Below are 18,753 nucleotides of genomic sequence, written 5' to 3' on the forward strand. Positions count from 1 at the left end.
TTATTTATTTTATTTTTTTAGAAAATAACATTTATCGTATCTAAAAGTGAGATTATATATCAACTGTTTATTTGTACTTTTCTTTTTACTGAACGTAATATGCATGCATGTTGCTATTATCACATCTTCAGTTGTAAAGCTTTACTTAATGTAAATTTTAAGCATGAATAATAAAATTCACCTGAAATAAAAATATTTTATAAAGTTCGTTTCACATAATCATACTAAGTTAAAAATAAGTCTATATTCAGAATATGAAATCGAAAATAAGAAAAACACAGTATCAAAATACTTTTTTTTATTCATTTTAATATCTAAAATATTTAGATGATATGAAAGATATAACTTTAAGTACACTACTATTAATCCAGACTTCAGATTGAATAATAATTAAATTGATTATGATATATCTATAGTGTAATGATTTTTTCAAGAATTACATAGATCTTAAAAATCTAAGTTTCATCAATTAAGATAACATTAAGAATAAAAGATATAACTAAGATTAATATAATACATGATATGATAAAATTTTAAAAATAACACATTTTGTAAGTGTGTTCAAAAAAATAAGAAAAATTAAAAATATTTTTATAAAGTAAAACACTTTTCAAAGGAAAATAAGTTTGCAAATTATTTTTAGAGTACTCGGGTTATTATTAAGTGTCTAGTCAGTAGACTAATGCAGGTAAAATGCATAATCAAAATTTCTACGCTAATAAAAATAAATTTTTTTATAATGGATACAAGAATTTTATCTTATCAAGATAAGATATATTAGCATTGTTAGCTTCAAACTATAATACTGTAAAACTATTAATTAGATGATTATAATGAACACTGTACTGAAAATCAACTTAGTTTATTGTGATTTCACGATCTTAATAGCCAGTAAGGAAATATGAAGATCATTAATAAAAGTATTTAGAACATGAAAAATATTATTAAAATATAACATGGTTATTCAGACCATATTTTTTACTAAAAAGTCTATTGATAATTTTCCAATATCATATATTTTATATATGATATTGGAATAAAATACAGTTATTTCAGTGATATTAATTAAGAGATCTTTTAATAACTGCAATCCTTATTATTCAGAATTTTCAAAAACTCACACAGTGCAAAAAAAAATTTAATATTTCTCAAAGATGTTGTGTATACTTTATATATCCGAAACACTTTTTCATTCAAACATACAGCGATTTTGTAAAAAATGTTTTATACTACTATTTAAACTTTAGAAAAAGAAAATAATTAACAATAAAATTAAACGTGAAGAATCCGGAGTGACAATAAGGTAGTTACTTAAAAGTCGCCTTAGAAGCGGTCTATATACTAATAACATTTTTGTTATTATTAACTTATAAAACGTTAGGGATACAAAAGCAATGTCTGCAAAGGTAATTGATATTCGGATAAAAGTGTGAATATTACATAAGAAATTATATAAAATAATATATCGTCTAAATAAAATGTATATGATGATTGATAATCAATATATTTTCTAAACATACAAAAACAATCAAGGCTAAATGCAAAATTTAAGAGATATTGATATATCTTGACATTTTCGTCTATATCAAGCAAGATTTTCTTCATCACTTAATGTTCAAATGAGAATTTTATGTTTAAAGAATTATATTAAACTGATAAAGTTTATGATTTTTTCTATCATAAGCATTTTAGTGTAGTATATGTTGTACACAATGTATAGATTTTCGACAGTTCAGTATAAATGTTATTTACTAAAAATGTTTCATACAAATAATGTTTTATAAATAAAAGTGTGTGCAGGCATATTTTATTCTTAATGTTACGTGTCTTTTCTGTCATTGCGCAGAACAAAATATTCAGTATTCACTCAAACACTATTAACATTTTTATACGAATCTCTTAAACATATTTTATAACATAGTGTTAGCGGGTTTTCCTATACTTCTAACAATTTTTCTATTTTCTATGTTTAAAAGAATAATATAAGTTCTTTTTCTTGGAGTAGAATACTCAAGAGTAAATAGCATACTATTTATTCATATTCAAAGATATATAGTTTTAAAAATACTTTATGAATATATTAATTACTGAGGTGTATATGTCTTTTTAAATTTTAAATAAAAAAGAATTTAATTTATTAAAATATTTTTTTGATTAAATGCACGATTGTAAACTTTTATTATTTAAATCAAATATAGGAAAAATCATAATATTTAAAAATCTTAATATATTTTAAATAGAAATACACAACCTAATATTTAATGTAAAATTTGAGTATTAAATTATTATTTAATTTTATTCAAAAGATTAATTTGTATAACTAATAATTTTATAATTTATCTGGCTTTGTAGTAGAAATTAACCAATATACTTTAAGCCTTTCATATATGGATGTAACGCATCCGGAATTTTAATGCGACCATCTGATAATTGTGAATTTTCAAGTACAGCTACTAATGTGCGACCAACAGCTAAACCAGAACCATTTATAGTATGTACTAGATCAAGTTTTTTATTTTTTTTGCTACGGAATCTAGCTTGCATACGACGCGCTTGGAAATCCCACATATTAGAGCAAGAGGATATTTCACGATAAGTATTTTGAGCAGGCAACCAGACTTCTAGGTCGTATGTTTTATGTGAACAAAAACTAATATCACCAGTGCATAAGATTACTTTACGATATGGTAGGTTTAGTAATTGTAAAACCTTTTCTGCATGACCAGTTAATTCTTCTAATGCTTCCGTCGATTTTTCTGGATGAACAATTTGTACTATTTCTACTTTATCAAACTGATGCATACGGATAAGACCACGCGCATCACGACCATAAGACCCAGCTTCTGAACGGAAGCAAGGAGTATATGCTGTCATTTTCAGAGGCAGTCTATCTTCTTCTAAAATTGTATTTTTGACTAAGTTAGTTATAGGAACTTCTGCTGTTGGAATTAATGCATAAGCATTTTTTGATTTTTTTTGGATTAGTGTTGTATGAAAAAGATCTTCACTAAATTTTGGTAATTGACCAGTACCATAGAGAGTATGATGATTAACTAAATAAGGAACATACAATTCTTCATAGCCATGCTGCTCTGTATGTAAATCCAGCATAAATTGTGCAAGTGCACGATGCAGTTGAGCAATTTTTCCTCTCATAACGACAAAACCTGCGCTGGTAAGTTTAACTGCTGCTGGAAAGTCCAAACCTCCTATTAATTCACCAAGGCTAACATGATCTTTAACTTCAAAATCATATTGACGTGGCTTACCCCAGCGCAAAACTTCAATATTATCAGAATCATTTTTACCATCCGGTATGTCATCATTAGGTATGTTTGGGATGTTTAAAGTAATATCGCGGATTTCTTGTTGCAGCTTATATAGCGTTAATTTAGAAGCATTTAATTTTTTAGCTAATTCGTTCATTTCTTGACGCAGAGTGTGAGTATCTTCACCACGCGACTGAGCAGCGCAAATAGTTTTAGAGTGTAGATGACGTTCTGCTTGTAGACGTTCAGTTTTAACTTGAAATACTTTTCTGCGTGCTTCCAATGCACGAAATTGTTTCACATCAAGAATGTAGCCTTTACGAGCTAGTTTTTTAGCAACTTTTTCTAATTCTGTACGCAATAAATTTGGATCAAGCATGTTTATCCTGTAATTATTATTGTAATAATGAATATCACCTAATATAACTTGCTTCTATATTATATCTATAATACTTGAATTTTCTTTGTCTGACTTACTTAATAATATATACTTGTCGGGTTATGATATTCGTTACTTATAATATATATTAAATTATTACATCTGTATGTTAGTAAATATAGAATTATTCTAATGTAAGTATCGTTTAAATCAGTAATAGTGTTGTGTGAAACTATTTGATTCTGTTTATGAAGCAGTTGAATTGTCTAACTACTTTTAGAGCGTTGTGCGTTAAATTCTAATATTTAATTGCTTATATTTCAAGTAAAAATAGTTCACTAATAATATCAATCTTTCGTGGATGATAGATAAATGTGTTATTTTTTCTTTACTTTCAATGCTTAAAGAAGTTGTGTTAATATATTTTAACACTTAGAAATGTTTAATATAAATTATATTCTATCAACTGCTAGCACTGTTCTATAAACAGTCAAATCTATATTATTATTGTTCATATTCTGATAAGAATAAAACGAAATATATAACTAGTAGTTAACTTTCTAAAAAAACCAACATAAGAAAAGAGAGCCTCATACGTTAATAAACAACGCGCGTAATTTGAGGATGAAAATTTGTTAATATCTTTAAAGAAAATTGTTAATAATACTAAACAATACATAAATAATAGTTACTTTCTTTATAATCTAGACATATTATGATAGTAAATTACTATATACTCAACCGAATGATCATGTATATAAAAAATTAAATCATAATAGCAATAACTTTTACTATAAATAACACACAATAAGTTAATCACTTTTTTTGTAATCATTTTCTAGTTTTCAGTACATTTTCATAGAAATTAGTTACTGATATATTGAGTGTAATTTCTAAAATATTCAGAGTGAATTTCGTATGTTATTTAACTAGTTTAACCATTAATTTATGAGTATTATAATAATAACATGCATATCTTAGTGACATATCTTATTTTTATAGTTTGTCATAATATATTTTAAATATCACTATAATTTTATGAATTTAAAAATACAAGTTTTTTTCAAAAGTAACGATAAAATTAATGCGAAATAAATATTATTTTATCACTTAGTGGATTTTTCTTCTTAGATATTTCAAAAATAATTTAATGGTTTTTTCTTTTTTAAAAAGAAATTCTACAATAATATGTTATTTAAGAATTTTCAGATATATAAGATACTATCATAGATAAAATTAATTGTATAAACAATAGAGTATAAGCTACACATTATTATTTATTATTTTTTAGCAGCGCGTTGATCATCAAGCTTTGCTGATTTTGGGATAATAAATAAAAATTTACGTTTATCTATATTACAATTTTTTTGTTCTTTTAGTTGAAAATCATTTGTTTGTCCATCTTGAACTATAGCAGAAAATTTTTCGACCGTTCCTTTCGGAGAGACTGTAATTGAAAAATGTTTTACTATTCCGTTAATCCATTTAGATTTTAAATCAAAAGTATCACCATGCTGCATAATACAGTATTGTTCCCAATCTAATGGATTATTACGTGTAATCAATAAAAACGGAGTATCTTGCGTTGCGTCTGATAGGTTAGTCACCGTTACTTGATTAACAAATGGACTGTAAAACCATAAAATTTTACCGTTAGAAACCAAAATATTTTGATCTGGTGAAATCATTTTCCAGTGAAAGCGATTAGGACGTTGCAGCCATAACTCACCAGAACCTTCTTGTATAATATCACCTTCTGGGCTAATTACTTTTTGCAAAAAACTGGAATGAAAGCTTTTTATCTTATTCAAGCGATTCTGAAGTTCTTGGCTAGCGTTAGCTAGTACTGAGTTGACATCTAAAATTACAGTGAAAATAAATAGTAAGATTATGTTTTTCATTATAAACCTTTTATTTGTACTTAAAAGAGATAATAATTTTTCTTAGTGACTAGAGTGATTAGAGTGACTAGATGTAACTCTATATTTTAATTATATATTATTTTATTACTTCCATGATCAGTACATAAAATCTTAATCATTAATTTCTCTTAAAGAAAAATTTCACTAATTTTATTATATCCAGACTTGTTAACAATGTAATTATTTTATTGACTTAATAATGCTTGTTATAAATTATGAATAATATAAATTTAAAAATTAAATTCTAAAATATTTGATACGTTATTTTTAACCACATATCATCACTAGATTACAAAAATCATTCGATACAGTATGAACAACATCATCATGATTGCCACTATCTTAACTATAGTCACAGAATATTAAGTAAAATTATACGTATTATAGACTACTTGAAGATTGCTAATTATTATAACGGCATGCACTTTTTTAATTGCATACTAGACTATATTTTCATATAAGAATTGGTACATCTTGATAAGAAATGTTAACATATCTTACATAAAAAAGTAAGATACAAAATACTATCCACCAAGGATTTTACAAAATCCACATTGTTCAATATCATGTAAAAAATTTATCTGGAAATTTTTTTTAATTAGATTCGTAATAAGATTTACTAATAGAGCACAAGGACTAGCACAAAATCAATGTCAGTTTTATAAAAATTTTAAACAAAAATACTATGTATTATTTCACTTTTACTTGATTTTATTAAACAATTAATTACTTTGTCTACTTCACTAAAATATACAGTCATTGCAGTATTACACATATAATGTCCATATTATCATTTGTTTGTCTTTAAACATTTAATAATGCTAGAAACTTATAGCAGGTTGCTATTGTACAACAACGCTAATCTAGAATATACGAAGTATCTTTTTTATGTTAATAACTGTTGTTATTAGCAGTTGGGAAATGTCATTAAAATAGACTTTTTTAACATGTTAAAATTAGTCGTTATTAAAAAAATAACTTTTATTTTTAATTTACAGAATACGCGAAGGATTATTATATTAATTAATTTAGGTTTCCCCAAACCTTATTTTTGTTTTACTATAATTTTTTATTTTAATAACATCAAAACTAAAATATCTTTAATGTTTTTACTTAATACTATATTAACCTTAATATACTATTTAAATTGTTTATAATGTAAGTAGTTTTACTGAAAGAAAGAGTATAATATGTTTTATTGACACAGTCATCTTCAAGTACAATTTTTTAAAAAACTCTTTCATAATCATTATTGTAGTTTTTAAAAGAAAGTGAGTAATACTCTTAATAAAATACGCCTAAAATAGTTTTGTTAGTAGAAAGATATTGTATATATTAATGACATGTTTATTACTACAAAATTTAAAATTCCAAGATCACTAAACAGTGATTAATATATTTGAAACGTACTTATACAAATTATGAGATAGCCTGTAATGTGTATTAGGAATAAATATTTATCGTATTTAAACATGCTATGGTATGCACTAACAAACTAATATGAACGAATATTTTCAAATATTAAAATAATAGTTTCATAATGACGGTTTTGTTCAAAATTATATCTCAATGAGTTACTTTTATTACCTTTTTACGTGTATTAAAATGATACAACATCTCTCAATTTAGCGATGTTTTTGATGTTAAAAATAAAAATTCTTCTTACACAGTAAATTTTTTATATAAAATTTTCTCTAGAACATTTACTTTAGTTAGTTGTAGTTTTTTAAACAACAACTAAAAAATTATTTAACATGCTTTTGTTTTTCGTACTGATTTTCACAACTTTTCTTACTTATAATTATGTTGAAATGTAAGCATCTATTAATAATCTTTCGTTAATTTTTTTGTTGTATTATTGAAATAGATCTGTTACTTGATCATAGTTAATTTTTTTTGCAATCTATCTCATGATAAAATTGAAATTTTCTTTTGAGATACTGATATATTTATCTCTATTGTCAGAGTTATAGACGAAAAAATAGTTTATATCACTTAAATATATTTAAACAATATAATTATATTACTTAATCTTTACTCCATGTATTATAGAAAACAAACGATTATTATTTAAAATTTCCACGTATAATAATTAATACTAATTTGAACTTTTGATTAGTATGATTATTTTAATAGGAGAGATTATAACACATATAGATGTTGGTTGTAGTTCAAAAACTTAATTCTTCTGTGATAAACTTGTACTCAAGTGGTGGGACTTCGTTAAAAATACAATTATACAATATATAGATTTCATCGCTACGAAGATTGAAAGTGTTAAAAATAGTCTTACTGGTTTTTTAAATACTTATTATATAATCAACATAAATATACAGATACACTACGCCTTGATCTCATTAAGTTGATATGTTAAATCGCAATAATATTTCATATCTAGTCAAAGTATATCAAGTGCTACCTAAATATTTTATATAAAGTAAAAACATGATTGCGCTATGAATGCAATATTTTTAGTATTAGTCATTTTTATGTGAATAAAAGTATAACGCGATTAATATATGAATTAGATACAAAAAAACCAAGAAAAGATTATATATAAATGTATTTTAGTAATGCTTTTAAGTTTTATTATATTGTTATTTATAATAACAAACTGAGCGATATAGTTTGTTACATTCATTATTTTGTATCATGATAATAGTGATCGATTTCTACTAAAAACTATGTTAGTCATAATATACTAATCGTCATTACGCAAGTGTTGTATTGTAATATAACACGTCAAAAATCTATTAAATTTATACAAAACGTACCAACCGAAAAAGATCCATAAGGTATTAAGAAAAAAATAAGATTTCAAACAAGAAAATTTAAAAATAATTAGAAAAGAAAGCTTTAAACGTAATGAGTAAAATATATTAGTGATATTTGCTAAGTATTAATAATAATAAATTTAAATGAGATATTGTCTTAATTTTTATCAATAAAAATATTTATAATATTTAATCTATTTGAGCTTATTTCGCAAGAAAAAATTTTTTAACTTAAAAATAACATATCTTGTAATATGATTTTGATTTTTATAAAAAATTTCATTATCAATCTCAAAGAGAGAATACCCTATTATACAACAAAATTTCATTTAGTTGAGAAGGTTTTAATACATAACTGAGTATTTACATATTGTACAAATGATCTTGCAATATTTATTATCTATAATAATTAACTCCATAAAATGATGAATGCGAAATTCTTAGAAAAATCCTTTATCTATGTAACTCTCTTTATAATCTGTGATTTATATTGTTAATATTAACTAATTATTATGAAATAATAAAATAGATACCAAAAAAATGCTAATATAAAATTTATGTTATTAGTTATTGTTAGATATACTGATACTCATGATTGTATAAATAATATTATTACAATACTTTCAATATTCATAAAACCTACTTAATATTTTTTTATGTAATAAAAAGATCACAATTAAAGTGCGTAAAAATTAAAGATAGGTATTTAAACACGTCTTATGTTTCTTCCTATATTCGCCCATATATGTCTAAAATATAATGCAAATAAAACGATCTAATAATTCAAACTTATATTTCCAAGATTAAGTGAAATGCGTTTGTAATTTTCATTATTACACTATTAGTTCATACATAAAATCCGAGAATATTTCACTGATATATTCAATAACATAAAATAACACATATTGATATGTGCAAATAATTTTTATACAAGTTTCAAACTATTAAATTGCATTGTTGTGATACTTTAACTATTGTGCAAGATTGTATGGGTAAACTTTTTATCTATTGTAATATTTTGTTAAATATCAGAACTATCTATTTAGATCATGGTTTTTATAAGAAGTATCTTTTATTCTTAATTATTGACACATTTAAAAACGTTAAAGTTATATTATCATTTAGAGAAATACTAACATACATCACGTCAACTATATTTGTAATATTTTTCTATTAAGAGCTCAATATTATTGTTGATCATTTTTCTTTATAAAGTTTAAAATAATAATATACAATACTTTTCTAAGAAAAGCTTTATAATCTTATTAATATGAATCGATACTTGTGGGTTTGTCAAGAATTGTATCACTATTATCATTTTAATATTTAGCGATATTTTTTGTTTTTTTGATTATTGAAAAATAAAAGTTGTATTTGTTTAAATATTTTGCAATTACTCTAACTCTTGAGAGATTGTATCATTTTTTTATAGGAGATATAAAATCATAAGGTATCAATAAATTCTGAGAAATCTCTCATTCAATATAACAATGTAATAAAATTACTTAAAAGAATTAAAATGTAAAATAAATCAGTAGAATTTCCTTCGTAGATTCTAATTCTTTATTTGCAATACTTTAAAGAGCGCTATACATGAAAAGTATTAATCCAACCCAAACAGTAGCATGGTTAGTCTTAGAAGAGCATTTTTCTCAAATGAAAAATATTCATATACGCGACTTATTTAAACAAGATAATGAGCGTTTTACTAAATTTTCTACAATATTCAATAATCAAATTTTAGTAGACTATTCTAAAAATCGCATTACTACAGAAACGTTAAATAAATTAATCGCATTAGCAAAAGAAACTGAGCTTAAATATGCAATGGAGAGTATGTTTAGAGGTAAAAAAATTAACCGTACTGAAGATCGTGCAGCGTTACATGTTGCACTTCGTAATCGCGATAATCAGCCAATTTATGTTGATGGAAAAGATGTGATGCCAGATGTAAATAGAGTACTAAAAAAAATGCACCAATGTAGTGAACGCATTATTCAAGGTGAATGGAAAGGTTTTACAGGTAAAGTTATTACCGATGTTGTAAATATTGGTATTGGTGGTTCTCATTTAGGTCCTTTTATGGTAACTGAAGCTTTACGTCCTTATAAAAATCACTTACATATGCACTTTGTATCCAATGTCGATGGCACACATATTGTTGAAACGTTAAGACCACTCAACCCAGAAACAACTTTATTTTTAATTGCTTCGAAAACATTTACGACGCAAGAAACCATGACAAACGCTCATTCTGCATGTAATTGGCTGTTAGCAACAGCAAAAGATAAAAAATATATCGCTAATCATTTTATTGCATTATCTACTAATACTGAAGAAGTTGTAAAGTTTGGTATTAATCCAAATAATATGTTTGAGTTTTGGAATTGGGTAGGAGGGCGTTATTCATTATGGTCTGCAATTGGCTTCTCTATTATTTTGTCTATAGGTTATAATAACTTTGTTCAGCTTCTTGAAGGTGCTCATGCGATGGATAAGCACTTTATCGAGACAGATTTTGAAAAAAATATTCCCGTTATTCTTGCTCTCATTAGTATTTGGTATAATAATTTTTTTAAATCAGAAACTGAAGCAATTTTACCATATGATCAATATATGCATAGTTTTGCGACGTACTGTCAGCAGAGTAATATGGAGTCAAATGGTAAGTATATTGACCGTGATGGTAAGAAAGTATTTTACCAAACTAGTCCTATTATTTGGGGCGAACCTGGCACTAACGGGCAGCACGCATTTTATCAATTAATTCATCAAGGCACAAAAATGATCCCTTGTGATTTTATTGCACCAGCAGTAACTCATAATCCATTAAATGATCATCATATCAAACTTCTTTCTAATGTGTTTGCTCAAACTGCAGCACTTGCATTTGGTAATGCTCAAGAAGTAGTTAAATCAGAATATTCAAAAATAGAAAAAAATTTAAAAAATATAGAATCTGTTAAATTATATAAAATCTTTGAAGGTAATCGTCCAACCAATTCGATCTTACTTAAAAAGATTACCCCGTTTTCTTTAGGCTCATTAATTTCAATGTATGAGCACAAAATTTTCACACAAGGAGCGATTTTAAATATTTTTATGTTCGATCAGTGGGGAGTAGAGCTAGGTAAACAGTTAGCAAGTAATATCTTGCCAGAATTAGAGAATAATGATGTTATTAATAGGCATGACAGTTCAACAAATAATTTGATTAATTTTTATAAATTATGGCGTTGATTAATTATTTTGATTACAAAACACATATAATCAAATTAAGCTAGTATATAAAGCTAACTATCTTATAATGTTGATAAATATTATTTTTCCCGTCATTGTTAAAAACTCTAAAAGTTATATAAATATTTTTAAAATCTAATGATTTTATATATATTATCAGAATAATAACATTTTTACTCAGGGATGATTTTTAATATCTCTTAGAAAATAATGTGTATGACTATTTTAAACTTTATTTAAAGAAATTGTTAGAAATAGATTTTAACTAAACGTCTAAACATTAAAATATGATTATTGAGTGCGGCGTAATGCATTCCAAGAACACCAATATACATTTCATGATCATTAAATATAAAATAATATCCTTAGAATATGGAATACAGTTTATAAAAGTCTGCAAAGTAAATAAAAATTTCAAATTATTATTAATAACATGTAGTAGAATAGTACTAATAATTTACCTCATATAATTCCAATATATCGTCAAAAATACCACATATAAAAAAATAATTAAATAAATTTTATTTTTAGAAAAATTACTTATATGCATGCAATGTATTAATAGATAACAGTTTATACATAAATGCAATTTTTCAGGTTAGATATATTATAAATATAAAACACATCATCACGATCGTACAATACAATATTGCCTATTCTTACAGTATAATTAGATATCAACTGTGCGTTAAACTTAAACGAGAATATATGGCTAAATTTGAAAGATAATACAAGTTAGCTGGATACTTATTTAGTTTATTAATTTTGCATGAGATTATTTTCGTTGCGAAAACAATCTCAATAATCATTTGATGTATCAACTTTAATTTAATAAACCACAGCACTTCATATCTTGCATTATCTTAGTCATTATCTTATTTTATTTTGCGAAATATTTCATAAATTATTTTTGATGCTCTGATAATTATTATAAATATTTAATCACAAATAAAAATTCTTTAATTCATAGTATTATTTGTCATTATCATCTATTAATATAAAATTTTTTATAACTAATAACTAAAAAGATAACTTTGTTGTTAAATCTAATCTTATGCTGCTTTCTTTTCTATTTTGTATAAGCTACTTATTAATTAATTTCATGCTCAATTTCCGTGCAGGTTATGATACTTGTTATACTTGTACAGATTATAATAACATAAAAACAAAAAATCACTAAAATTTAATCTATATTTTTAACAAATATTAATAAGATAAGATAATAGTAAAATTTTTTCTTTTCACAAATATCTTAAAATTCACTCTCCGAATAAATGTTTTTTATTTTTTTTAAAAAGATACTCTAATGTTACGTATTTCACTATTACATGTCATTGATTCTCTAAAGTATTTCATCAGTTTCTTTTAGAGTTTTTCTAAAATAATTAATAATTTATATTCATATGTTATGATTTTAATCAATGCTTAATTGACATGATTTAAATATGTATTGATGAGTCAAAAATCTATTTATAACCTTTATTAATTATAATCAGATATGTTTAACATACGGATACTTAAGTAGTGAAGTGTAATTTATTTTTTATAATCAGAAAAGTAATACAATTATAATGCTCTATTTAATATCAGTAACATTAACTGTACTATGTTATATACTAATAATATTTTAAATATCCTCAACATAATGAAAATAATGTTATTAAATTTCAGTTTTATTAGTTATTATTATCAGTACTTAACGAAAAATATTACTCTTCATATTGTATAAATATGATCGTTAATATTAATTTTCGTTTTGACTTGAAAAGTCTATTACTAAAATTATAATTTTTATATTTATAATATAAATAGATTAAGATAAATCATTCTTAATAATTTTAACTAATGCACATAATTCTATTACAATTTTATTCATGAAATGTTATTTAAAAGTAAAATTTGTATACCTACAAGAAGAAATTATAATGATAATATGAATAGTAATTTTTATTCAATAACTGATATACAGCTAAATAATAACACATCCTGAGTACATTTTCTATCTCAGAAATAATCAAAACTTAAAATTTTTACTATTTTCCATGAAAAATTTAAATTTATATCTTTAATTGGAATATTATTTTGATTATAAAAATGATATACTTCATTGATATAGTTGAGGAAAACTCGGAAGAGTTAAGAAGTATTATAAAAAAGGAATTAGTATAAACAAGAACAAAACTATACAATATGCACTACGTTTACTATAAACATATAACACTTCATAAAAGCATCTACAGATGCTGAAACTTAATAAATATAATTTACAAAAATTTTACTTTCATGGTTATTAAAGTATGTTTATGTATGAATAGTTTATTTTTAGGTCGATGTACTGACATCATGATAATATTTAATTAAATTTCAACAAACGTAAAACAGTTTATATATTTGAATAGAACAGTAGATATAAAATAGAGAAAAATAAATTATTTTTACTAAAATTCAATCTAAATTTTCACGAATATACTACGGTATGAGTTCTTTATAAATCGAATAAATACCATAAAATTCATCTTATATTTAGTTTGTTGTAGTGATAAGCTTGAAGCTTATACGATCGTTATTTATACTTACCAAAAATATGTAGCTTATGATATGCACTAATATTATGTGAAAATATCAAAATGATTTATTTACGTGATAAAATTTAGCGAAAAATGATTTCTTAACGTCGATCATAACAAGACATTGAGTATATATAACTCAGAAATTTATTATATTTTAACTAGTTTAACTGAAAAGTAGGTAAGTTACCATTCTTAAATTTTACAAAAGTAACGTCAAATACTCAGTAATAAGATTAAAATTCAAATTTAGAAAGTTAAACAATTATAAAAAACAAAAATCTGAGTTATTAGTTAATGACTTACATAAATAAGAATTTAAAGTCTAGTAATGAGTATTGTTAAAAAATATATTAAATAAAGCCGTTAAAGTATTTTCTTAATTAATCGTGAAAATTAGGATTTATTTCACTGAGAAATCTGCTTAGTATTAATAATAACATCACTTCACAGAATATTATACTTTTTATTATGAATTTTAAAATTAGATTTTTCCTAATTTTTGTAGGGATGCATTAGGGGTATCAAGATTTATAGTTTTATCTTAATCTAATTAAGAAATGATATTAAATCCAATGATTAACTCTGTTATCTCTTGTGTTCATAGTGCCAAAAAACATAAAATAATAATTGAAATAATCTTTTAACTGAATATAGTTTAATGAGATTTAGTTTAGTAAGGTTTTTCTAGATAACTACACACTGAATTTTCTTAAAAATATGATGTCAGATACGTCAGAAAATCTTTACATACTGAGCTCCAATAAAGGATGCACCTCTTTTAAAACACAGAAATTAAAATATAAAGTTCAGTATAGTAAATAATTGAGATACCTTTCGTCAGGCGAAAGGTGATTTGATAATATTCTATAATTAAAGTTTGAAATTACTTAGATCACTGGTATTAACTTCAGAATCAATTTGTCCGACTAGATAAGAGCTCACTTCAACTTCTTGTGGTGCAACTTGAAGATTATCAGATGTAAGCCATGAATTAATCCAAGGAATTGGATTAGAACGAGATTTAAATGGTCGCTTTAGCCCAACAGCTTGCATACGTATATTAGTAACATATTCAATATATTGGCAAAGAATGTCTTTATTTAACCCGAGCATTGAACCTTTGCTAAATAAATAATCTGCCCACTCTTTTTCTTGCTCTGCAGCATCAAAAAATAGCTGATAGCATTCTTCCTCACATTCAGTAGAAATTACAGCCATTTCAGGATCGTCTTGACCAGAGCGTAACAAATTTAACATATGTTGAGTACCTATTAAATGAAGTGATTCATCACGTGCAATTAGCCTGATTATTTTAGCATTACCTTCCATGATCTCACGCTCTGCAAAAGCAAACGAACAGGCAAAGCTTACATAAAAACGAATAGCTTCTAAAGCATTAACGCTTGTTAAGCATAGATAAAGTTGCTTTTTTAATGCGCGTAGCGAAACTGTTATTTTTTTACTATTACAAATATGAATACCTTCACCAAGTATGTGGTAGTAATTCGTCATTTCAATTAATTTATCATAGTAAATAGAAATATCACGAGCACGTTTAAGTATTTCCTCGTTTTCAACAATATCATCAAAAATGATTGCTGGATCGTTAACAATATTACGAATAATATGCGTATAAGAACGTGAATGAATAGTCTCTGAGAATGACCATGTCTCAATCCAAGTTTCAAGTTCTGGAATTGAAATTAGTGGTAGTAATGCCACGTTAGGACTGCGTCCTTGAATTGAATCGAGAAGTGTCTGGTATTTTAGATTGCTAATAAAAATATGCTTTTCATGATTAGATAGTGACTGATAGTCGATACGATCACGAGATACATCAATCTCTTCTGGACGCCAGAAGAATGAAAGTTGTTTTTCAATTAATTTTTCAAAAACTGGGTATTTTTGTTGATCATAACGAGAAACATTGACAGGTTTTCCTAAAAACATTGGCTCTTGCAATTGATTATTCTTTTTTTGAAAAAAAGTAGTGTAAATATGTGACATAATAATCCTATTAAATTTTACATACACCGCTTTCACAATTAGAGTCAGTTGACTTAATATATTCTTTCAAATCATCTTGAATATTATCATCTGATCCATCACGAGTATTGTGATAGTAGAGTGTCTTAACACCAAACTTATATGCGAGTAATAAATCTTTTAGTAATTGATGCATTGGTACTTTCCCAGAAGCAAAATGAGTGGGATCGTAGTTAGTATTAGCAGAAATTGCTTGATCAATAAATTTCTGCATAATTCCAACTAATTGCAAATAACCAGTCATGGAAGGTATTTGCCATAATAATTCATAGGCACCTTTCAGGTTTTCATAATCTGGAATCACTTGACGTAAAATACCATCTTTCGACGCTTTGATACTAATGTAACCACGAGGCGGTTCAATACCGTTTGTAGCATTTGAAATCTGTGAAGAGGTTTCAGACGGCATTAATGCAGATAGTGTTGAGTTACGTAGACCATATTCTTGAATATCTTTACGTAAAGTTTCCCAATCATAATGCAATGGTTCATTAATTAACTGATCTAACTCTTTCTTATAGGTATCAATAGGTAAAATCCCTTGAGAATATCTAGTTTCTTTAAACCAAGCACAAGCACCTCGCTCTTTTGCTAATTCGTTAGAAGCTTTTAATAAATAATATTGAATTGCTTCAAAAGTTTTATGTGTTAAATGGTTTGCACTACCATCAGAATAACGTACACCGTGCTTTGCTAAATAATACGCATAATTAATCACACCAACACCGAGATTACGACGAGCTATTGCAGCGTTTCCTGCTGCAAGAATTGGGTAATCTTGATAGTCAAGTAAAGCATCTAGTGCACGAACAGTAAGTAAGGCTAACTCTTCTAATTCATCTAGAGTCTCAATTGTAATTGTACCTAAGTTAAAAGCAGATAGAGTACATAATGCGATTTCACCGTTCTCATCATTAATATTATTTAACGGTTTAGTTGGTAACGCTATTTCTAAACATAGGTTTGATTGACGTATTGGCGCAATGCGTGGGTCAAATGGACTGTGTGTATTACAATGATCTACATTTTGTATATAGATACGACCAGTGGAAGCACGTTCTTGCATCATTAATGAAAACAATTCCACAGCTTTGATAGTCGTTTTTCGGATATCTTCATCGTTCTCATACATAATATATAGGTGTTCAAACTTATTCTGATCAGCAAAAAATGCATCATACATGCCAGGCACATCTGACGGACTAAATAAAGTGATATTTTGGTTTTTGATTAGTCTTTCATACATTAATCTGTTAATTTGAACACCATAATCAAGTTGACGGACACGGTTCCCTTCAACACCACGGTTATTTTTTAAGACTAATAAACTTTCAACCTCTAAATGCCAAATGGGATAGAATAGTGTCGCTGCACCACCACGTACACCACCCTGTGAACAAGATTTAACAGCAGTTTGGAAATGTTTATAGAAAGGAATACAACCCGTATGAAATGCCTCACCACCACGAATTTGACTGCCTAGTGCACGAATACAACCAGCATTTATACCAATTCCTGCACGTTGAGAAACATATTTAACAATAGCGCTAGAGGTTGCATTGATTGAATTTAAACTATCACCACATTCAATTAGTACACAAGAACTAAATTGACGTGTTGGTGTACGTACACCTGCCATAATGGGTGTTGGTAGAGAAATTTTAAAAGTTGAAGTGGCATCATAAAAACGGTGAATATAATGTAGGCGCGTTTCTTTCGGGTAATCAGAAAACAGACACGCCGGAACTAAAATATACAAGAACTGTATACTTTCATATATTTCACCGGTTACACGGTTTTGTACTAAATATTTACCTTCAAGTTGTTTAACGGCAGCATAGGATAAATTCATATCACGCCAATGATCAATAAAACTATTCATTTTCTCAAATTCTTCTTGAGTATAATATTCCAGCAACTGCTGGTCATATTTACCGATAGAAACAAGATGCTTAATGTGTTTAAACAGTGGTGGTGGTTCAAATTGACCATACGCTTTTTTTCGCAAGTTAAATATCGCAAGTCTAGCAGCAAGGTACTGATAGTCAGGTGTTTCAGAAGTAATGAGATCAGCTGCCGCTTTGATCATGGTTTCATGAATATCAGACGTTCTTATTCCATCATAAAATTGAATTTGTGAATGTAATTCCACTTGTGAAACAGATACATTACACAGGCCTTTTGCAGCCCAAGTTATTACTTTATGGATTTTTTCGAGATTAATTCGTTCTTTATGTCCATCACGTTTAGTAACTAATAAACCATTGTTCATGAATCAATACACCTTGTTAAACCTACAAAAATATAGAATTTGGCTACAATAAACACACCACAAATATATGCCATAAGGATGATAGTATTAAAGTTAAAAAATATTTTATATGTATTAGTTTCTTAATTCTACAATAGCAAGATAATGCTAATATACGGTTTTAGCAAGTGTGTAAATCAGAATTTTTTGTAGAAACTTCATAGATAATTCATAAATAAACGGTGAGCATATTATTATAGTAAGTGCATTATAAAAATAATGTTGTTAGTTGAAAAAAAATA

The 18,753-nt window shown here is 26.0% G+C and carries 5 protein-coding genes; 1 reads left to right on the forward strand and 4 read right to left on the reverse strand.

The genetic code is table 11. The features are described 5' to 3' along the window. Nucleotides 1-2,358: 2,358 nt before the first annotated feature. Complete coding sequence (serS, locus tag GFV14_RS01950) at nucleotides 2,359-3,648, reverse strand: serine--tRNA ligase (RefSeq protein ID WP_457914009.1); 1,290 nt, start codon at nucleotides 3,646-3,648, stop codon at nucleotides 2,359-2,361. A gap of 1,280 nt (nucleotides 3,649-4,928) precedes the next feature. Then, entirely contained in the window at nucleotides 4,929-5,549 is a 621-nt protein-coding gene (gene lolA, locus GFV14_RS01955) for an outer membrane lipoprotein chaperone LolA (RefSeq protein WP_457914010.1), read from the reverse strand. 4,388 nt (nucleotides 5,550-9,937) lie between these two features. On the opposite strand from lolA, the gene pgi reads away from it, so the two are divergent. Next, a complete protein-coding gene (pgi, locus tag GFV14_RS01960) occupies nucleotides 9,938-11,584 on the forward strand; it encodes a glucose-6-phosphate isomerase (RefSeq protein WP_457914011.1) in 1,647 nt (548 codons plus the stop codon). 3,440 nt (nucleotides 11,585-15,024) lie between these two features. On the opposite strand, the gene nrdB is transcribed toward pgi, so the two are convergent. Next, nucleotides 15,025-16,161, reverse strand: coding sequence for a class Ia ribonucleoside-diphosphate reductase subunit beta (gene nrdB, locus GFV14_RS01965; RefSeq protein ID WP_457914012.1), 1,137 nt, complete (start codon nucleotides 16,159-16,161; stop codon nucleotides 15,025-15,027). Nucleotides 16,162-16,171: 10 nt separating this feature from the next. Continuing rightward, the gene (nrdA, locus tag GFV14_RS01970; RefSeq protein ID WP_457914013.1) at nucleotides 16,172-18,472 is read right to left on the reverse strand and encodes a class 1a ribonucleoside-diphosphate reductase subunit alpha; all 2,301 of its coding nucleotides are present in this window, start codon (nucleotides 18,470-18,472) and stop codon (nucleotides 16,172-16,174) included. Between the last annotated feature and the right edge of the window lie 281 nt (nucleotides 18,473-18,753).

The organism is Candidatus Hartigia pinicola (assembly GCA_020541205.1).
In the GTDB taxonomy this organism is placed as follows: domain Bacteria; phylum Pseudomonadota; class Gammaproteobacteria; order Enterobacterales; family Enterobacteriaceae; genus Hartigia; species Hartigia pinicola.